General features: G+C 44.8%; 18 protein-coding genes. 12 read left to right on the top strand and 6 right to left on the bottom strand.

What is annotated here, in order from left to right; translation table 11 throughout:
• Window positions 1-182 precede the first annotated feature (182 nt).
• The 8 genes from MKY19_RS26035 (at window position 183) to MKY19_RS26000 (ending at window position 5,915) form a co-directional block, all read left to right on the top strand.
• On the top strand, window positions 183-485 hold the full coding sequence (locus MKY19_RS26035) for a hypothetical protein (protein ID WP_042191767.1): 303 nt from the start codon (window positions 183-185) through the stop codon (window positions 483-485).
• A 44-nt stretch (window positions 486-529) separates the two neighbouring features.
• Window positions 530-1,207 (top strand): PspA/IM30 family protein, encoded by a 678-nt coding sequence (locus MKY19_RS26030; protein WP_042130994.1) that lies wholly within the window; start codon window positions 530-532, stop codon window positions 1,205-1,207.
• Between the two features lie 4 nt (window positions 1,208-1,211).
• On the top strand, window positions 1,212-1,679 hold the full coding sequence (locus MKY19_RS26025; RefSeq protein ID WP_042194525.1) for a PspC domain-containing protein: 468 nt from the start codon (window positions 1,212-1,214) through the stop codon (window positions 1,677-1,679).
• Window positions 1,680-1,682: 3 nt separating this feature from the next.
• Complete coding sequence (locus tag MKY19_RS26020; protein WP_042191765.1) at window positions 1,683-2,387, top strand: PspA/IM30 family protein; 705 nt, start codon at window positions 1,683-1,685, stop codon at window positions 2,385-2,387.
• 169 nt (window positions 2,388-2,556) lie between these two features.
• Window positions 2,557-3,204 carry a cell wall-active antibiotics response protein LiaF gene (gene liaF / locus MKY19_RS26015; protein ID WP_042191763.1) on the top strand — a complete coding sequence of 216 codons (648 nt, stop codon included), beginning with the start codon at window positions 2,557-2,559 and terminating at the stop codon, window positions 3,202-3,204.
• A gap of 30 nt (window positions 3,205-3,234) precedes the next feature.
• Window positions 3,235-4,269: a sensor histidine kinase gene (locus MKY19_RS26010; RefSeq protein ID WP_042191761.1), complete on the top strand. Its 1,035-nt coding sequence runs from the start codon at window positions 3,235-3,237 to the stop codon at window positions 4,267-4,269.
• An 18-nt stretch (window positions 4,270-4,287) separates the two neighbouring features.
• Window positions 4,288-4,941 (top strand): response regulator transcription factor, encoded by a 654-nt coding sequence (locus tag MKY19_RS26005; protein WP_179085807.1) that lies wholly within the window; start codon window positions 4,288-4,290, stop codon window positions 4,939-4,941.
• A 161-nt stretch (window positions 4,942-5,102) separates the two neighbouring features.
• Window positions 5,103-5,915 carry a YwmB family TATA-box binding protein gene (locus tag MKY19_RS26000; RefSeq protein ID WP_339798581.1) on the top strand — a complete coding sequence of 271 codons (813 nt, stop codon included), beginning with the start codon at window positions 5,103-5,105 and terminating at the stop codon, window positions 5,913-5,915.
• Window positions 5,916-5,933: 18 nt separating this feature from the next.
• On the opposite strand, the gene MKY19_RS25995 is transcribed toward MKY19_RS26000, so the two are convergent.
• Genes MKY19_RS25995 through MKY19_RS25985 form a run of 3 tightly spaced genes read right to left on the bottom strand, consistent with a single transcriptional unit; the run spans window position 5,934 to window position 9,612 of the window.
• Complete coding sequence (locus MKY19_RS25995) at window positions 5,934-7,061, bottom strand: Ger(x)C family spore germination protein (RefSeq protein ID WP_339267157.1); 1,128 nt, start codon at window positions 7,059-7,061, stop codon at window positions 5,934-5,936.
• A complete protein-coding gene (locus MKY19_RS25990; protein ID WP_339804514.1) occupies window positions 7,058-8,134 on the bottom strand; it encodes a GerAB/ArcD/ProY family transporter in 1,077 nt (358 codons plus the stop codon). The genes MKY19_RS25995 and MKY19_RS25990 overlap by 4 nt, the downstream gene beginning before the upstream one ends.
• A gap of 50 nt (window positions 8,135-8,184) precedes the next feature.
• Window positions 8,185-9,612: a spore germination protein gene (locus tag MKY19_RS25985; RefSeq protein ID WP_042191753.1), complete on the bottom strand. Its 1,428-nt coding sequence runs from the start codon at window positions 9,610-9,612 to the stop codon at window positions 8,185-8,187.
• Window positions 9,613-9,964: 352 nt separating this feature from the next.
• On the opposite strand from MKY19_RS25985, the gene zwf reads away from it, so the two are divergent.
• Window positions 9,965-11,515: a glucose-6-phosphate dehydrogenase gene (gene zwf, locus MKY19_RS25980; RefSeq protein WP_339798578.1), complete on the top strand. Its 1,551-nt coding sequence runs from the start codon at window positions 9,965-9,967 to the stop codon at window positions 11,513-11,515.
• A gap of 1,038 nt (window positions 11,516-12,553) precedes the next feature.
• A complete protein-coding gene (locus tag MKY19_RS25975) occupies window positions 12,554-14,152 on the top strand; it encodes a peptide chain release factor 3 (RefSeq protein WP_042191749.1) in 1,599 nt (532 codons plus the stop codon).
• 99 nt (window positions 14,153-14,251) lie between these two features.
• Here MKY19_RS25975 and MKY19_RS25970 read toward each other — a convergent pair whose 3' ends face one another.
• The gene (locus MKY19_RS25970; RefSeq protein ID WP_339798576.1) at window positions 14,252-14,488 is read right to left on the bottom strand and encodes a small acid-soluble spore protein SspI; all 237 of its coding nucleotides are present in this window, start codon (window positions 14,486-14,488) and stop codon (window positions 14,252-14,254) included.
• Window positions 14,489-14,624: 136 nt separating this feature from the next.
• Here MKY19_RS25970 and MKY19_RS25965 point away from each other — a divergent pair, with 136 nt between their 5' ends.
• Both MKY19_RS25965 and MKY19_RS25960 read left to right on the top strand, forming a co-directional pair.
• Window positions 14,625-15,284: a TrkA family potassium uptake protein gene (locus MKY19_RS25965; RefSeq protein ID WP_076285312.1), complete on the top strand. Its 660-nt coding sequence runs from the start codon at window positions 14,625-14,627 to the stop codon at window positions 15,282-15,284.
• A gap of 260 nt (window positions 15,285-15,544) precedes the next feature.
• On the top strand, window positions 15,545-16,333 hold the full coding sequence (locus MKY19_RS25960) for an RNA methyltransferase (RefSeq protein ID WP_339267151.1): 789 nt from the start codon (window positions 15,545-15,547) through the stop codon (window positions 16,331-16,333).
• 72 nt (window positions 16,334-16,405) lie between these two features.
• Here the strand turns inward: MKY19_RS25960 and MKY19_RS25955 are convergent, their stop codons facing one another.
• Both MKY19_RS25955 and MKY19_RS25950 read right to left on the bottom strand, forming a co-directional pair.
• Window positions 16,406-18,166, bottom strand: coding sequence for an ABC transporter ATP-binding protein (locus tag MKY19_RS25955; RefSeq protein WP_339267149.1), 1,761 nt, complete (start codon window positions 18,164-18,166; stop codon window positions 16,406-16,408).
• Window positions 18,166-19,923 carry an ABC transporter ATP-binding protein gene (locus MKY19_RS25950; RefSeq protein WP_339798574.1) on the bottom strand — a complete coding sequence of 586 codons (1,758 nt, stop codon included), beginning with the start codon at window positions 19,921-19,923 and terminating at the stop codon, window positions 18,166-18,168. Before MKY19_RS25950 ends, MKY19_RS25955 begins: the two co-directional genes overlap by 1 nt.
• Window positions 19,924-19,989: the final 66 nt, after the last annotated feature.

The raw sequence follows: 19,989 nt of genomic DNA, 5'->3' as shown, positions 1-19,989 counted from the left end.
TCATTAAAGTCGCTATTTAATTGAGGAAAAGTGCTTTGCTAGCCCTATAGTGGTCTGCAGTCGCACAGCTACCTCGACTTAGGTCCAGTAACAAAAACCGTCGTTGGTCTGTTTTGAAAGTCTGCGAATTGCTCTAGAATAAGGCTATAAGGTTAAGGACAACGAAAGGCGGTGAGAAAATAATGCAAAGAAGACAAGGAAACGGATTGGCGGTTGTGCTGATTGTGATTGGTGCGGTAATGCTACTCGGTTTAGCGCTTCCTCTGATTCACGGTATTTTCAGACTACTGTTCCCAGTATTGCTGGTTGTTCTCGGGTACTATGGGATTAAGAGTGGACGCAAGGTTATCGGTTGGGTACTAATGTTCATTGGTGTCATGACCTTAATCGCGAAGCTTTCCTGGATCATCGGACCACTTCTAGGTGTGGCGTTGATCGTATGGGGAGTGTCAGCTTTAAAGGGTAGAAGAAATGGTACTTATTAAGAAGAATTGTACTTAAACAAGAAGCAGGGAGGGAGCAGGAGATTATGAGTGTTTTTCGTCGCATGAGGGATATTACAGTAGCTAATCTAAATGAACGTCTAGAGCAAAGTCAAGATCCTGTGAAGCTAATTGATCAATTTCTACATTCAACTCGCGAGGAAATCAGTGAAGCTGAAAGACTGTATCAGCAATACGCTTCCCATACGAAGCAATTGCAGCAGCAAGTGAATCAAGCGACTGCCATGAGAAATAAACGTGAGGAACAGGCGTTACTCGCATTAAAAGCGGGCGAAGATCATCTGGCAAAGCTGGCTTTGCAAGAAAAGATCATTCACGAGGAAAAGTTGGAGCAGTACAGCGGGCTACTTGAACAAAGTAAGCAATCCTTGTTTGAACTTGAAGGACAGCTGAATGAGCTGAAAATAGAGTATCAGACAGTGTACAGCAAACGTCAGTATTACGCGGCACGGATGGAGTCGCTGAGACTACAGCAACGTATGAACCAAAGAGCAAGTGCTTATGGTAACGGCGGTGATGTTCCCAAAATGTTCGGACGTCTGGAAGATCGGATGTCAGATTGGGAATTAGAAGCGAAGAGCTTGCGCGATGTGCGTCGCATGGGACAGGAATATGCGGTGCAAGCAGGTGAGACTGTAGCAACCGTACTCGAAAGAGAAATGGCTCGCTTAAAGGAGAAACTGAACAATGGTGGAAAGGAGTAGCGCTATGAGTCGATTATATCGTTCAACTAGAGATAAAGTGATGACGGGTCTTGCAGGTGGATTATCTGAGACACTCGGTATTGATTCCACGCTATTCCGGATTCTGTTACTGGTCAGCATTCCATTTACAGGAGGTGCCGTGATTCCAGTGTACTTCATTGCAGCGCTGGTCATTCCGAAGGAGCCTACGCATTATAATCCTTTCGGACCAGGCCCTGGTGCACCGGGTGGCCCATTCGATGGTCCTTACTCAGGTAGACCGGAACATGGACACGGACCGCATGCTAATGGCGGACATGGACCTTATGGACGCCAACCTAACTACAATCCTAATTTTGAGAAGAACAACGCATATTCAGCTCCGGATTCCGGTTTGGATGCGATGATGAAGGATATCGAGAAGAAGGCTTTGCAAAAAGAAGTAGAAGAACTCAAACAAAAACTGTCTAAATATGAGAAAGGGGAATTGTAAATCATGGGAGTATTTCAAAGAATTAAAGATATGACTAAGGCGTCGGTAAATGACTTGTTGGATAAGGTAGAGGACCCAATCGTAATGCTTAACCAATATCTGCGCGATATGGAGGCTGAAATCCACGAAGCAGAAGTTACAGTTGCCAAGCAAATGGCGAACGAACGCCGCATGAAACAACGCGTGGAAGAAGCAGCAAAAATGTCCGCACAACGTGGAGCACAAGCTGAATTGGCACTGAAAAACGGCCAAGAAGAAGTGACTCGTAAGCTGTTGGAAGAAAAAATCTACTTCGATCAAAAACAAGCGGAATACAGCGATCTTCATGCTCAAGCTGAAGTGCAAGCGAAGGAATTGGTTGGGCAGCTGCATGATATGAAGGATGAATTCTACAAGCTACGCAACAAGCGTAACGAGCTCGTATCCCGTGCTCAAATGGCTAAAGCGAAGAAACAAATGACGCAAATCAGCAGCGTACATTCCATCGAAAGTGGCAGTGCGTCACTCGGATTCCACCGGATGGAAGAGAAGATTATGCAGCTTGAAGCAGAAGCAGATGTAATGCGTGCACCTTACAGCCCATCCGCTGCCTACACAAAACCAGTCGATGTTGAGAAGCAACTGAAAGTGGATGAGCAACTGGCTGCACTGAGAAGCAAGCTGAATGATACACCGGCTGCTCCTTCTTTAAACAAAAAAGAAGAATAAATCCTGTTCCTAAAACTTAAGTAGATATGATATGCTGGACAAGAAGAAGCCATACGGTATGGATCTCCATACCGATATGGCTTTTGTAGCGGCTGGCTATAATATATTGATGGTTGTAGTTTTGCTTACAAAGTTAGTTTTGCTACGCAAAACTTTTGGGAGGTGCGAAATGGATAAACGAAACCGTTTGATTGCCATCGGACTGATCGGTGTTGGCTGCATGATGATTTTTGGTAGATGGCTCGGCTTTTTCTCCATTGTCGCGCTTCTATTCCTGTTCCTAGGGGTCTACCGCACGACGTCAGGAAAAGTGAAGCAGGGTTATAAGCTGCTCGGGATTGGCGCTATATTACTTTTGCTGGATCATTTGGTGCTCGTGCTGGGGATTTGTTTGATTTCATTGGGGATGTTTTTTACTAAATCCAAAAGAGTTCAGCGTAAGGAAGGGTTTATGCAGAAGCAAAACTTTTCGTCTAGATTTGACTGGGATCGCTCACCCTGGGTGATGCATAGCCTCAGCTCATGGCATATCCTTGGAGAGGCCGATCTTGATCTTTCACTGGCTATGGCGGAGCAAAAGGAAACGGTTATGCTGTTTCAAGGAATCTTTGGTGATATGGACATTCAATTGTCAGATGATTATGGTGTAGAAATAGAAGCCTTTGTGCTTTTTGGATCGATTGAATTCGGTAATGGGCGCGATACTGGTATGCTAAACCGTCTGAATTGGAAGTCCCCTAACTATGAGAGCAGTGAATATAAGGTAAAGTTTAGTGTGTCTTATTTGATGGGAGATTTGGATGTGCGATTATCCTGATTAGTTTGATACAGAAGGGAGGGTCCCCGTATGGATAAAAAGAACAAAAATATGATGTCACGTAGTATGGGTGAGGGGGCTCTGTTCTCTTTTGTCATGCTGCTTGTGATATTGTACACCATGTATACATATGGCTATTTAAAGCCTTTTGAAAGCTGGATGATTGGATTACGCACGGCATTTACTCTAATTCTGCTGCCCATGGGGTTCGGGGTTGGCTTTGGTTTCTATCAGAGCTTCCGAGTAAAGCGAAAGTTGGAACGCCTGAGAGAAACTCTCGTATTGTGGGAGAAGGGAAACTTAACGCTATCTATGCCTGACTTGGGTGACGATGAGCTGGGAAGGCTCGGAGAACAATTAGGCCGAATTAGTGGAAAATGGGAAAACCAAGTGACAACACTGCAGCGATTGTCTACAAATAACGCGAAGCTCGCGGAGCAAGCACGAGTATCTGCTATTATGGAAGAGCGCCAGCGGCTTGCGCGTGAATTGCATGATGCAGTCTCACAGCAGTTGTTCGCGATCTCTATGACCGCCACGGCTGTAGGCCGGACGCTGGAGAAGGATTTTGACAAGGCGCAACGGCAAATTGCACTTATCGAAGAAATGTCTGCTGTAGCCCAATCAGAGATGAGAGCACTATTGCTTCATTTAAGACCTGTTTATTTGGAAGGTAAGGGATTAGAGCAGGGGCTGCAGGAGTTGATCAAGGAACTTAAGGTTAAGGTTCCGATTGAAATCGTGTTCGAGATGGACCCTGATGTACAATTGCTAAAAGGGGTAGAGAATCACTTATTCCGTATTGTGCAGGAGGCAATCTCCAATACGCTTCGTCATGCGAAAGCAGAAAAGATGGAAATCAGGCTGCATCGGCGAGGAGATACAGTTCGTTTGACGCTCCGTGATGATGGGATTGGTTTTGAATTGGATGATAGTAAACAAACTTCCTACGGTTTGTCGAATATGCAGGAGCGGATGAATGAAATCGGAGGTTCCATTCAGTTTATTACCGCTCCGGGTAAAGGAATGCGGATTGAAATTACCGTTCCGTTAGTCAATGAATAATAGGAGGAAAGAGTGACCATGGAGATGGAGGAAGCCATTAAGGTATTGCTTGTAGATGATCATGAAATGGTGCGGATCGGACTAGCTGCTGTTCTAGGTACTGAAGACGGAATTGAAGTCGTAGGGGAAGCTGGAAGTGGGGAAGAAGGTATCCGCCTGGCACAAGAGTACAATCCGGATGTAGTCCTGATGGATCTCGTAATGGATGGGATGGATGGGATTGAAACGACCAAACACTTAATGAAGCAGTATCCCGAAATCAAAGTTATTGTGTTGACAAGCTATCTGGATGATGAAAAAATGTATCCGGTGATTGAAGCAGGTGCGTTCAGTTATCTACTAAAGACCTCACGAGCTAGTGAAGTGGCAGATGCCATACGCGCTGCGGCAAGAGGCCAGTCTGTACTGGAGTCACAGGTCGCCTCTAAAATGATGAATCGTTTTCGAAACAATGCAAAGGGTGAATCCCCTGCTTATAAAGAGCTTACGGAGCGCGAGATGGAAGTATTACGCCTGCTGGCGCAAGGTAAATCGAATCAGGATATCGCGGACCAACTAATTATTGGGATCAAGACTGTGAAATTTCATGTAACGAATATTCTCGCGAAGCTGGGTGTGGAAGACCGGACCCAAGCAGCAATTTATGCATATAAAAATGGACTAGCTGAATAATTGGATATCCCAATTGGTGTGAGTACAAGAACTGGCCAGAGTAAGAAGGGCTGGTTTTTTGTGTGCACGAGTATAAGAAAATACTTGTCTCCGTATAAAATCTTGTAAAGCGGACATCCTGTTTAGTAGATTAATAGACCGGATTGAGAGGGTGTTGGATTGTGGGGTATGTAGAAGAAAGTAAAGGAAAGAGACACGGTGCAGGCCGAAAAAGCGGTATTAAAGGAATGTTGCTGGTATTGATTCTATGCTGTACTGCGTTACTTTTGGCAGGTTTTCGGGGCGAAGGTGAAAAAGAGAGCAGTCAGATCGCCCAATTGAAAAAGTCACTTCCTCTCCTGACCTCCCTTGGTAAAAGTGTTACATTACCCGGCTCCCCTCTTCGTTTAGTTTTAAAATGGCAGGGAGAATTCAATGGTGATGGTCTAGAGGCTGGTGTCACTGCAACTAACCTATCCGATGATCTTGGGTTGGGAGAAACAAGCCGGGAAGACGAGGGTGAACATCTTACTTATCGTTCGGCTGCCGACAAAGCCGGTTTTCAAACCACCATGTTCTGGAGTGAGCTTGGAAACGGACGTAGTTATGTGATTGTAACCCTGGAGACACCCGATTTGTTAAATGCTCCCGATCTGCAAGCTGAAGCAGAAGAAGCTGGCGCGAAACTTCGGAAGATCGGAATCGCAGCGGAATGGAACACCTCACTTCAGGGTGCTGCGAAGGAGCAGGAGGACCCTCAGAAGGCTCTATTGTTAACGGAGCAGAATATGTACGCACAACTGCCCGATCTTAAAGTACAGGAAAGCTACGAAGACGAAACAACAGCCAGCCATACTTATAGTACATCAGCATTGTTGCATTCCGTAATCAGCGGAAACCACGAGGTAGTTCTACAGACAGCTATTCATCAGGATACAAAAGAGGGAAGCAGCCGCGTTACGATTGGATCACCATTAATAACAATAGAATATTGAAAAAGACCAATCAAGGATCTATTGTAGAATGCCCGTACTTACAATTTTAACATCAACCTTGGTATGGAATTTTACTTTCCGGTAATCCTCAGACCAATTTTTGTTGCTCCAGACATTGTGATGATAAGCAATAAGTTTTCTTCCTACACCAAAGATATCACAGTTTGCCTTTTGGATTTCATTAACAACTGTCTTGGCTTCCTTTGTAAGCAAATCCGAAAGATCTTGATTGACTTTTTTAAGTTCTTTTTCGTCGAGTACATCCGTAAACTCTTCTACGACGGCTTGCAGCTCTAAGCCCAAATTCACATCAATGCTTTCATCAGCAGAAACGGATACCTTGAATTGCCGCTTTATTTTTTTTGAACCCACATTAATAGTAATGAAATTCCGAATATCATCGGAATGTCCCAAATCAAGTTTCTTAGTGAAGCGGGCATTTTTCCCCTGTTGTCCCATCAGCAGAACCATCATGATTGACTGATCGGGGTTCAACATTCCGCTGTAATTCTGGTCATGAAAGAGAGCTACCCCTTTCGTGATTATTTCGCCCCCATCTCTGCCTAGATATGGAAGAGCAAAGTCATGCCCTGGATCCATCAGGGATCGGAACACGGTATCTGCCGTTTCTTTTGGAAAAATACTCATTTCTTCCAGACTATCGATCTTTTGCTTAATGAATTCACCGATCTTTAATTCCCCAACCTTTTTTTGTTCGAGAATTTGGGCAGCTTCTCCTTCCGTAATAATTAGCCGAACGTTGGATGTTGGATTGCTTGGATCCCTATAATTCACATCCAGAATAGGGTACAGGCCACGCTCAGCCGTAGTCCTTCCCATAAGCTCAAACCCATATTTAATAAATCTAATGTTTCCCCTAACTTTATTTCGCAATTGATTGCTTGCATTGCGCACAGTCGATCCGATACTTGAATGGATTTCATTCTTGGTAGCTTTCTGCTCAATATCGGGGGGAATGATTAATTCGATGGTTTCTTTGATCTCTCCGTTCTCTGTATAATCAATTGCAGCACAATAAGCCAGATGCAGGTCTTTCAAATATTCCCGGTCCCAACATCCAGTAAGACAGATGGAAACAAGGGCAATTAAAAGTAAATGCGACTTGAATTTCATGTCAAACTTCATGCAAGACCACCTGGCTTTCTCTTCATAAATAGGGAAATCATCAGCAATACCATCGATAATCCGGCAATAAACACATAGGCCGCATAGTTAGCGGCTGTATCAAAAAGATGTACACCTGCAGGAGTTACAGGTGCAAGTGCGATCATAAAAGAAATGATTTTTACAAACGGAGCAAAATGTTTATGGCTTTTTCGACTAAATAAAACACTGAGTCCAATGGATGCTGCATAGCAGTAGCTAACAATAGAACAAACAAGCGTGATGGCCCAAATCGGCAGAAACAGGATATCTGCACGATCCACGATATAAAAGTTAAGAGATTTTACTAAGTAGATGACGGGTTCGGGCATGATTTTGATTTGCTCAGAGTTAAATACCATCAGACAGGTGGATACCACGAAGACATAGAGCAGGGTTACGAACCAACTGGCTAGACTAATGGTCATTAATTTTTGTTTATTTGTACCTTCGGAAAGCGGATAGACGATCATCATCATTTCGAAACCATACATAGATTTAGTTGATTCCTGTGCTCCCTTCACGACATTCCAGAATCCGTTCTCCAAAAGGGGGAGCATAAATTCAAAATGAGCTTGAGTTAAACCATAGCTGACAAATAGTATAAGCGGGACAAAAAGAACTGTTGCCAATGTATAGAATCTGGCCAACACTGTAAGCTTTTCCCTTGCCAAATAGAGTGTCATGATCGAAAAGAGGGTTAATATAGCCCATCTTGGTGTGGATTGCAGAATCCACCTCTGCAGCACCTCTACCGCACTGAACATAATATTGGAGCCAAGCAGAACAAAGTAACTGATGTAAGCGATTATAAGTATTCTACCGATAATTGGACCTCCGAGCTTTAAACATATAGAAAATAAGTTGAGTCCGGGGAAATTTTTCAGCAGAACCCATAGAAGAATGATAACAAGTTGGGTAATGATGCCCGCAATCAAAACAGAGAGCGCTCCTCCACCCTTGGCCACTTCGTTAAGCTTGAAGGGAAGAGACAGAATGCCAACCCCGATTTGAGCTTGAATCATAAAGCAGAAAAGTTGCCCCCTCGTTATCATTTTTTCTTTTTGAGTCATTCTTATAACTCCTGTCAGTTCAGATTAAATGATTATTCTTCTTCTGCCCCTGATTTGCTTGTATTCTTGCGGATGGACCATATCGGAAGGCGCAAAAAGGTGTCTTTCAAGCCTTGAATATTTATCGGGCTTAGCGGTGTAAGGTAAGGTTGTCCAAAAGATTCAAGCTTACACAAATGTACAAAAATAAGTGTCAACCCAAATGATATCCCAATATATCCGAACAAAGAGGCCGCAACCATAAGTGGAAACCGCATAAATCGGATCGCGGAGCTCATCTCGTTGGAAGGGATGAGAAAGGATGATATGGCAGTCAATGCAACAACGATGATCATTGTGTAAGAGACCAATCCAGCTTTAACAATGGCATCCCCGATGACCAAACCGCCTACAATCCCAATGGTTTGACCTACACGGCTGGGCAGACGGAGCCCTGCCTCCCGCAGCAATTCGAATATGAGTTCAAGCAGCATTGCTTCAACCAACGGAGGAAATGGGATCCGGGTCAGTGAACCTTGAATCGTAAAAAACAATTGCAAGGGAAGGACACTGGAGTGAAAAGAAACGGTGGCAATATAGAGCGCGGGCAGTTGGAATGCTGTTACAAAACCAATCAGACGGATAAAACGGACAAAGGAAGCAATCAGCCATCGATTGCTATAATCATCCGGCGTCTGATAGAAGGTGAAGAAGCTGGCAGGTACAATCAGAGCTGTGGGATCTCCATCCAGCAGGATTGTGACGTATCCTTTCAGCAAGTAGAAGGAGGTATGGTCTGGGCGCTCAGTATTGATATGTTGTGGAAATATAGAGTACGAATTATCCTCCGTTAATTCCTGAATAAAGCCGGTGGAGAGCACCGAATCAAGAGTGATTTTTTTTATTCTAGATTCTACTTTTTTTACTAATTCAGGTTTGGCAAGGTTCTCCATATAGATTAAAGCTACCTTTTTGGGAGCGATTTTCCCAAGGGTGAAGTAGCGAACAGTAAGGTTTGGAGTGGTGATTTGTTTACGGATCAGGTATAAGTTAACCGTCATATCTTCAATAAAACCGTTATGCGGCCCCCGAATAACTGCTTCATTCAGAGGTTCGGTTATGGTTCGTTCGTGTTTGGCAGGAGTAGAGAGTATATAAAATTCAGATATTCCTTCAACAAAGTAGAGGCAGCCTCCGTTAATAAGTCCCTGAATGCCTTTATTTAGTTCTGTTTCCACACCGAAGCTGAGCGTTGTAAATAGTTTGGAAAGCTCTTTGTTTTTGCTATTGTGAAAAGGAGCAATCACATTCTGCTCAACCAGTTCCATGTCTGCCATGGACTCTAGATAAAAGAGAATTCCTTCAGTTCCGTTAAAGGATATTCTTCTTTTTTTGAGATCATTTGAATAGAACAAGGCTGCTTCGATGAAATCGGCGTTTTGATCTACAGTAGTGAATGAGATCTGTGTTTGGTCAGTCATTAAGGGCGCTCGACTTTCGAGTTATTTTCCTTTAACGTTCCCGAATGATTTGCAGAATATTCCTGAATGAAAGTAACTAATTGGTATAGGCGTTTGTCTGCACAGCTTGAGAAACAAAACGATTCACTTATATTAATGGATAAAGTGACAAACACTTCGTCAATATAGATAGTTTTATAAGGTGAAGTATAATTAGTAATAAGAAATTTTAATTGAAATTTGCGAAATCCCGAGAGTATTTGTCAGTAATCTGATAGCATCCTTTTTAGGAATATGCTAAAATGACATAACGTCGTTTTCTCGACGCTGAGAATGTCAATAAACTATATTACATACAGAAAGATGAGGAGCCATGGCTGAAAATCAAACCCTTGATGCACTGCACACACCCGGTGCTGTCTTTTTTATCTTTGGGGCAACCGGAGATTTAGCCCGGCGTAAGCTTTTCCCGGCGATTTACAGCTTGTACCGTGAAGGTAAGCTGGCACATGATTTTGCGGTAATTGGCGTGGCGCGGCGCCCGCGTACTCAGGAAGAATTTAGAAGTGATGTGAAGGAATCCATCCTTGAATTCTGCCGTTATAAAGCGGGAGAAGAGAATGAATGGAATGAGTTTGTACAGCATTTTGAATACAAATCTCTGGACATCAACGATATTGATGGCTTCCGTGAATTAAGAGCTCAAACAGAAGCTCTTGAAGAGAAGTTCAGAATTCCGGGCAATCGGATGTTCTATCTTGCGCTGGCACCTGAATTATTCGGCAGTGTCTCGTTCAACCTTAAGGCTGGCGGCATGCTGGATAGCACAGGTTGGAATCGCCTCGTCATCGAGAAGCCTTTTGGATATAATCTGGAATCAGCTGAGCAGCTGAACAAGCAGATCCGTGAGGTGTTCAAGGAAGAGGAGATCTTCCGGATCGATCATTATCTTGGTAAAGAAATGGTTCAAAATATTGAAGTCATTCGTTTTGCAAATGCTTTTTTCGAGCCGCTTTGGAATAATAAGCATATTGCCAATATTCAAATTACACTTGGCGAAACCGTAGGTGTTGAAGAGCGTGGTGGTTATTATGACCATGCTGGAGCGTTACGGGATATGGGCCAGAATCATATATTGCAACTGCTGACTATGATTGCAATGGAACCACCAAGCCGTCTGCTTGCAGAAGATATTCGTGACGAGAAGGTGAAGGTACTTCGTTCACTTCGTCCTTATGGTACATCTGACGAGGTTCGTGAGAACGTCGTGAGAGCACAGTATATTCAAGGCTTGCATAATGGAAAGACCCTTCCTGCTTATCGTCAGGAAGATAAGGTTGATCCTGAATCGAGTACTGAGACGTATTTTGCTGCCCGTGTGTTTGTAGATAACTTCCGCTGGGCTGGAGTTCCTTTCTATATTCGTACAGGTAAACGTCTACCGGTGAAGACAACGGAAGTGGTAGTTGAGTTCAAGGGAATGCCAACCAATGTTTATTTGGGACAAAAGCATACGCTGGAGCCTAACCTGCTTGTTATCCGTGTGAACCCTATGGAAGGCATTTATGTAAAGATTAATGCCAAGAAGCCGGGTTCCGAGTCTGAAATTCAACCATTAGCTATGGACTTCTGTCAGAGCTGCTTGGTTGGAATCAATTCCCCGGAAGCTTACGAGCGTTTGCTTCATGACGCGGCACGTGGAGATTCCACTTATTTCACTCGTTGGGATGAGGTATCGTCGGCATGGTCGTTCGTGGATCGTATTGCGAAGGCTTGGAAGGAAGAGTCGAGTGATCTATCTGCTTATCCTGCTGGCACTTGGGGTCCGGTTGAAGCGGATCAATTGCTTGCTCAGGATGGCTTCCATTGGTGGCCGGTAAACGGTCAGGAAGAAGATAATGTAGTATGGCTGAAGAATAACTAAACTTTGCTTTAATGCTATCTCCCTGCAGAGGATGCAGGGAGATTTTTTGTAATGCTGAGATTAGAGAACACTCAGCCTCCCCAGGCCACTCTGGCTCCAAATGCCGCTCGGGCGACAGGAGCATTTTTTAAATAACTGCACTTTGTACAATTAAAATCACATATTGGGTGGAAATTAGTCTTTTAAGTGTATTCTCTGCAACTATTTTCTCCGCATAAGGCCGAAAAGCTAGCACATTGAATTTTTAATTGCATCAAATACAACTAAAGGCGATTGGAAATGCTAATACTTCTTATAAGTGTAGGAAATACAACTATTTTACTATAAGAGACTGCGGAGAAATGTGGAAACGAAATCAAGGGAGGGGCCTATATTCAGCGGGGGGCCATGGGGAGCTCTGTTTTCAATTAACACACACCTCTTTGAGACGATCGAACGGACCTTATCCTCCCAAATGCATGTTTTAGTCGAGCTTACGGACAAATGTATGCGAAAAACCGAATATAATGTGCCGCCGGTAACGTAAACGAGCCGATTGTATGCGATAAACCGAATATAATGTGCCGCCGGTAACGTAAACGAGCCGATTGTATGCGAAAAACCGAATATAATGTGCCGCCGGTAACGTAAACGAGCCGATTGTATGCGAAAAACCGAATATAATGTGCCGGCAGTAACGTAAACGAGCTAATGCTGTTATCTGCCCTGAATCACCCGGGAATGGGCTTGTTATTAGGGAATAAGTGCAATAAGGACGCAGTCAGGCGTTTTTCTTGTTGAGCTACGGGAACTGGTGAACAGCATATAGACCTGATTTGGGATGATATTTTGCTGCAATAGCTTTTTAGTAGATAATGTCTGCCGGATTTTGATATACTTTAGAGGATGCTTTCACTTGAAGCGGACTGGAGCTAGACCTAAGATAGCTATTCATTCAGAAATGAAGGGGTATGAACGATGAGCAGAGCACCGATTTGAAGATAACCCCAGTGTAATTGAAGCAGAAGCAGGAATTTTATATATGAAGGGATATGTGTAATGAACAAAGCAATAGATCAGAAGCTGCAAAAGGAAGTGGACAGACGCAGAACCTTTGCGATCATTTCCCACCCGGATGCGGGTAAAACAACTTTAACGGAAAAACTACTGTTATTCGGTGGTGCTATCCGTCTGGCGGGAACGGTTAAGGCCCGTAAGGCGAACAAGCATGCAACGAGTGACTGGATGGAAATTGAAAAGCAACGGGGGATTTCTGTTACTTCCTCTGTGATGCAATTTGATTATTTGAATCACCGCGTGAATATTTTGGATACACCGGGTCACCAAGACTTTAGTGAGGACACCTACCGTACACTAACAGCAGCGGATAGTGCGGTCATGCTTATCGACGTGGCAAAAGGTGTGGAAACCCAAACGACCAAGCTGTTTCAGGTATGTGCTAAACGTGGGATTCCAATCTTTACTTTTATCAATAAGCTGGACCGTGAAGGACGCAGTCCGTTTGATCTAATGGAAGAGCTGGAGCAGGTACTGGGTATTCGCTCTGTGCCTATGAACTGGCCGATTGGTAGTGGACGTGAGCTATGCGGCGTATATGACCGTATGAAGAATCAGGTGGAGCTGTTCCAAGGTGACGATCACTCCGTAATCAAGGTGCAAAAGGTTGACGGATATCGTGATCCAATCATTCGTGAGATGGCTGGGGAATATCTGCATGATCAACTGTGTCAGGATCTGGAGCTGCTGGATGTAGCAGGCGATGCTTTTGACTATGAAAAAGTACTAAGTGGTGAACTCACACCTGTGTTCTTTGGTAGTGCAATCAACAATTTCGGCGTACAGACTTTCCTCGATAATTTCTTGGATCTGGCACCGAAGCCTGAACCACGCCGTAGTACTACAGGTTTGGTAGAACCAATGAACGAGAAGTTTACTGGCTATGTGTTCAAAATCCAAGCCAATATGAACCCGGCTCACCGTGACCGGATTGCTTTCCTGCGTATTGTGTCCGGGAAGTTCGAACGAGGTATGAGCGTGAAGCATGTACGTGCGGGTAAGGACATTAAGCTGGCCCAGCCGCAACAATTCTTAGCGCAAGACCGTGATATCGTAGAGGAAGCTTATCCGGGAGATATTATCGGGTTGTTTGATCCAGGTATTTTTAGAATTGGAGATACACTGAGTCAGGCCGGAGATTTGGAATTCGATGAGCTGCCAACATTCTCACCAGAGATTTTTGCTAAAGTGAGTATTAAAAATGCTTTGAAATCGAAGCAGTTCCAAAAGGGTGTCGATCAGCTGACTGAAGAGGGTATGATTCAAGTATTCCGTACGGTTAACTTTGACGATATTCTGCTCGGTGTAGTTGGACAACTGCAGTTTGAAGTGTTCGAGTACCGCATGAAGGGTGAATATGGTGTGGATGTTCAGTTGCAGCGTATGCCATACCAGTTCGCGCGTTGGATCGTAGATGAGGCTAAACCGGATGCGAGTAAGTTCCGTATTAACTCTACGCTCGTTACAGATAAGAAGGGCAATTTTGTCGTGTTGTTCGAGAATGAATATGCTATGCGGACAGCGATGGATAAGAACCCGACAGCTACGTTCCTAGAGATGGCTCCAAAAGCATTGCTATAGTAAGGAAGCTACAACTTTCTGATTGTTAATAAAAACCTCCGCCTTCAGCGTGCAATTGCACAATGAGAAAGCGGAGGTTTTTTGACTAGTTGCGGCTATCTATGACGTGATATTCCCGGGAGTAATCGCCTCCAGGTGATCATGGAGCATAGAAACCAAATTATCTTGCTTAGCGGTGTCTAAGTCCTTCCATATCATTTCGAACACGGCGCCAAGTCCCGGGAGTGCTGCTTCCGGTCCGTCTACCGAGCCTTCGATCATATGCCGCAAATCTTCTTCAGATTGACCATGCACTTTATGAATAATCGCCTGGCGTAAGTCAATAGTAACCGGCATAAAGTACCTCCTTTTTGAAATATAGTGATATTCACTTCGTTTTAATGTACCCTGTATAGGTGCTGGAAATTCAAGTTTTTGTTCGTGTATGCTATACTGTTTTAGATATAGAAATGCTACGGGAGGTACATAAGACATGGCCAAAAAACAATATGCCATCATTGGCATGGGGCGTTTCGGATCCAGTGTTGCGAGAGCACTCAGCGGTATGGGGTTTGACGTACTTGCGATTGATGCGGACGAGCAGCGGACACAGGAGATTTCAAATATAGTAACACACGCCGTATCTGCAGATTCAACGGATGAAGAAGCGCTACGCGCACTTGGTATTCGCAATTTTGATGTGGTGGTTGTGGCTATTGGAGAGGACATTCAAGCAAGTATTCTTACAACTTTAATCCTGAAGGACCTTGGTGTACCAGCAATTATCGCAAAAGCAAAAAGTGAGCTGCACGGCAAAGTATTAGGAAAAATTGGTGCAGACAAGGTGATTTATCCTGAACGGGATATGGGAATGCGGGTTGCGCATCATTTGGCTTCGCCTAATATATTAGATTATATCGAGCTGTCGCCTGATTATAGTATTTTGGACATGAAAGTATCCGGATCGATGCTCGGGAAAAATCTACAAGAGCTCGATATCCGTGCAAAATATGGCTGTAACGTAATGGCTATTCGCCAAGGTGAAGAGATGAACATCTCCCCTCGCGCGGAGGATCGCTTGATCGATGGGGATATCCTTGTAATCGTTGGGCATAAAGATAACCTGACGAAGCTGGAGATCGCGTATCAGTAGGTAAGTGTCCTGATAGAGTACGTTATTCCGAGGAAAGTTGGACTTCCGGTCGCTGTTGTCTCCAGATTTTTTGATTTGAACCGCTTGCTGCGGATAAAATCCCGAGACAAAGGCGAGCGCTACGCTCCTACAGTTCCAAATTTCCTCTCCATAACGTAATCATCAGGTTTATAGGGGAGTAGAAGTGAAGAAGAATAAAGATAAAGAGCAAAAAATATAAGAGCAAGAATAAATGGCAAGGCATAAGAAAGGAAGACTTTATGGAAATCATGTCTCCGCAAAATACGCGGGTTAAAGAGTGGGCCGGGCTGCAGGAGAAAAAGCACCGTGACAAGGCTCGTAAATATATCGTAGAAGGCGTTCATCTGGTACAGGAAGCGCTGCTGGCTGAAGCAGATGTGGAATGCCTTGCTTATGACCTGGACAAGGGAATGCCCGCTGAACTCAAGGGGCTTCTTCAGTCCGTTCAGGGCATGGATGTGATCGGCGTAACAGCGGCGATCATCTCGAAATGCAGCAGCACTAATACACCGCAGCCGGTGTTCGCCATCGTGCGGAAGGAACAGCAGGCGGTAGAGGCTATCCTAGCGAAGAAGGATAGTCTGGTGGTTGTCCTGGACGGTGTCCAGGACCCCGGTAATGTCGGCACCATCATCCGTAGTGCGGATGCAGCGGGAGCAGACGGAGTGATCCTCGGACAAGGCTGTGCTGACCTCTATAATCCTAAGACCATCCGTTCTACGATGGGCTCGATGTTCCATCTCCCGGTGGTGGAGGGAGATCTAAGTGAGATTTTGCCACAAGCACGGGAAGGCGGGGCATTGCTGGTAAGTACTTCGCTGCAAGGAGAAGAATCTTGCTATCAGCATGATTTTCACGGCAGTCAGTGGCTTCTGATTGGCAGCGAGGGTAAAGGTATTTCGCCCGAAACTGCTCGACTCGTGGATAAGAGTATCATCATCCCGATGGCAGGCCGTGCGGAATCGCTGAATGCGGCGATGGCGGCGACGATTTTGCTGTTTGAGGGAATGAGACAGCGAGAGGCATAAGCTGCTTCTAAAAAGGAACGGACGATAAAAAACTGCAAGCTCATGATTGAGTTGCAGTTTTTTTTGTCGTTTTTAAGAAGCCTGCTCAAACTGGCTATTGTACAGCTCTGCATAGAATCCGTTCTGAGACAGCAATTCCGCGTGGCTGCCGCTTTCCAAGATATCGCCGTCCTTCAGGACCAGAATCACATCAGCATTCTTGATCGTTGAGAGTCGGTGTGCGATAACGAAAGAGGTTCTGCCTTCCATAAGCTTATCCATCGCCTGTTGAATCAGCAGCTCTGTACGGGTATCCACCGAGCTTGTAGCTTCATCAAGAATGAGCATCGGCGCATCCTTTAGCATCGCGCGGGCGATGGTCATCTGCTGCTTTTGGCCGGCGGACAGATTAACTTTATCGTTCAGTACGGTGTTGTATCCGTCACTTAAGGATTTAATGAAGCGGTGCAGGCCAACGGACTTGCAAGCCTCTATAAGCTTCTCGTCTGTAATGTTCTGCTGATTGTAAATCAGGTTCTCTTTGATGGTACCCTCAAACAGCCAGGTATCCTGCAGGACCATACAGAACAGATCATGAATGTTCTTTCTCGTAAGGCTGCTGATCGGCGTATCATCGATGTAGATTTCTCCGCCCGTTAATTCGTTGAACCGGATGAGCAGATTGACCAGCGTAGTTTTGCCTGCGCCGGTAGGACCAACGATCGCCACTTTTTGCCCAGGTTTTACATCTGTCGAGAAGTTATTGATAATCAGTTTTTCTGAAGTCTCATACGCAAATTGTACTTGGTCAAATTTTACTTTACCTTTAGCAGTTGGCAGTGTGTTCTCTTTGTGGCTCTCGTCTTCCATTTCCTCAGCCTCCAGAAATTCGAACACGCGTCCGCCAGCTGCAGATGCAGCTTGCAGGCTCTGCGCGGCCTGGGCAATCTGGGACAACGGCTGGGTAAAGTAACGTACATACATAATGAAGGCGACGATAACCCCAAATGAAATCGTACCGTTCATGGCGAGTACACCTCCAACGATACAGACGGCAACGAATCCTAGATTACCAATAAAGCCCATCAGGGGTGGCATCAGCCCAGAGAGGAATTGCGCTTTAAAGGCGCTGTTCTTCAGCCCCTGATTTAATTCCTGGAAGGTAGTGCGCATCTGCGCTTCGCCATTATACGCTTTAACTACATTATGTCCTGTGTACACTTCTTCGACATGACCGTTGATTTTACCTAAATACTCCTGCTGGCTAGCAAAATATTTCTGCGATTTCTTCATAATGACCACCATAAGGCCAAAGCCGATGATCGTTGCCACGATAGCGGTAAGGGTCATAATTACATTGGTCTTCAGCATCATGACGATCGAACCGACGAACATAGCTAAGGCGGTTACGACATTACCAATACTCTGATTCATCGATTGCCCGATGGTATCTACATCATTCGTTACCCGGGATAAAATATCACCTGTGGCCGATTTATTATAGTAGGAGATTGGAAGTTTGTTCATTTTATGAGCCAGATCAGTTCTTAATTTCTTCGAGACCTTCTGGGTAATAATCGACATGATCAAGCCTTGTGAGAGTGACAACAACGCACCGACGCCGTAAATTACGACGAGGGTAATACCAATGGTAGTAATGCCGTCCATATCGATGCTGCCGGCAAGACCAGCTGTAATTTTGTCGGTGATCTCGGAGAGTTTGTCCGGACCGAATAACGTGAGCACCGTTCCAGCTGCCGCGCAGATTAGCGCAATCACAATAACCGGAACATATTTACGGCAGTAGCGGAGCAGCTTGCTCCATGTATTCTGGCCTTTATTTTTGGTTTTCATTATGCAAGCTCCTCCTTTGTAAGCTGAGAATAAGCAATTTCCTGATAGACGTCGCAGGACTGCATTAGTTCGTCATGGGTTCCCATGCCTGCGATTCGTCCGGCTTCCAGCACAATGATCTTGTCGGCATCTTTAATCGTACCAATACGCTGTGCAACGATCAGCATCGTTGAATCATGCGCGTCTTTCTTAAGCTCACTGCGCAGTTTGCGGTCAGTCTTATAGTCAAGCGCGGAGAAAGAATCGTCAAAGATTAATATTTCTGGACGCCGGGCAATCGCTCTGGCAATCGACAGCCGCTGTTTTTGCCCGCCAGACAGATTCGTTCCGCCTTGGGCGATATGGGCATCATAGTTCCCCTCTAGCTTTTCTACAAATTCAGAGGATTGGGAAGTGTACACCGCATCTACAATATCTGAACTGAGGACCTGACCGGATCCGTTCTCACCAAATGCAATATTGGAGGACACTGTTCCGCCAAATAGAACAGCCTTCTGAGAGACATAGCCCATTTTATTCCGCAGCGCTTGCTGGTCGTATTCTCTGACATTGATACCATTTACCAGCACTTCGCCTTCTGTAGCATCATAGAAACGGGGAATGAGGTTAACAAGTGTACTTTTCCCGCAGCCTGTAGATCCGATAAAAGCAACCGTCTCCCCCTGCTTCGCCGTGAAGCTGATGTTCTCCAATACATATTCCTCTGCATCTGGATATTTGAAGCTAACCCCCTTGAATTCAATCTCATCTTCTCGCTTCACAGGGAATTGAGTTACTGATCCATTCTTCAAGCTAGGTACTGTTTCTAGCACTTCATTGATACGTTTAGCCGATACTTGAGCACGGGGCAGTAGAATAAAGATCATAATCAGCATCATAAAGGCCATAACCACTTGCATGGCATAAGATGAGAATACGATCATATCTGAGAACAAGCCCATCTTGGCAGTGCCCTCGGCTGCTTGAATGAGCACTGCACCCACCCAATAGATGGAGAGACTGAGTCCACTCATAATCAAAGTAATACTCGGCATCAATAGGGTCATTACATTGTTGGCAAATAGGTTGGTACTGGTAAGCTCGTTGTTAGCTACAGCGAACTTCTGTTCTTGATATTCCTCGGCATTATAAGCCCGGATGACACGAAGACCGTTAAGATTCTCTCTGGATACACGATTCAGATTATCTGTAAGCAGCTGCAGCTTTTTAAATTTAGGCAGGACGAGCACGATACAGACTGCGACAATAACTACTAGCAATGCGACCGCGGCACCTGTCGTAAGAGTCCATTCCCAGCTTTTGCCCGAAATCTTGAGTATCGCCCACACTGCGAGGATGGGTGCTTTCACAAGTAGCTGTAAGCCGATCACAATCAGCATTTGTACTTGCGTGATGTCATTCGTGGAACGGGTAATTAGACTGGCTGTTGAGAAGTTACTGATCTCCTCCATCGAAAAGGATTGTACCTTATCGAACAATTTGGAACGCAATCTTGCAGACAAATCGGCTGCTATTCTTGCAGCAATGCCCGCTACAACAACCGAGGTCGCCAGACTGCCAAGAGCACAGAGCAGCATCCAACCGCCTGCGACAAGGATTTCATTCATTTCGCTCCCTGGTGTCTGGATCAGCCGGGTAATATCACTCATGTAGTCAGGCAGTTCTAAATCCAGCCAGACTTGAGCGATAATGAACATGAGACTGATACCGAATAAGAACCATTCTTTGGGTTCCAGATTCTTGAGTAATTTCAACATAAGAATGACTCCTTTGCATTATCGTTGCTATGATCTTAACGGAGAATGATAAACTGAAAGTTAACT

Origin of the sequence: Paenibacillus sp. FSL R5-0744 (genome assembly GCF_037972555.1) — a bacterium.
In the GTDB taxonomy this organism is placed as follows: Bacteria; Bacillota; Bacilli; order Paenibacillales; family Paenibacillaceae; genus Paenibacillus_AQ.
The sequence above is the reverse complement of the archived record's forward strand: the minus strand, read 5'-3'. Positions and strand labels throughout refer to the sequence as shown.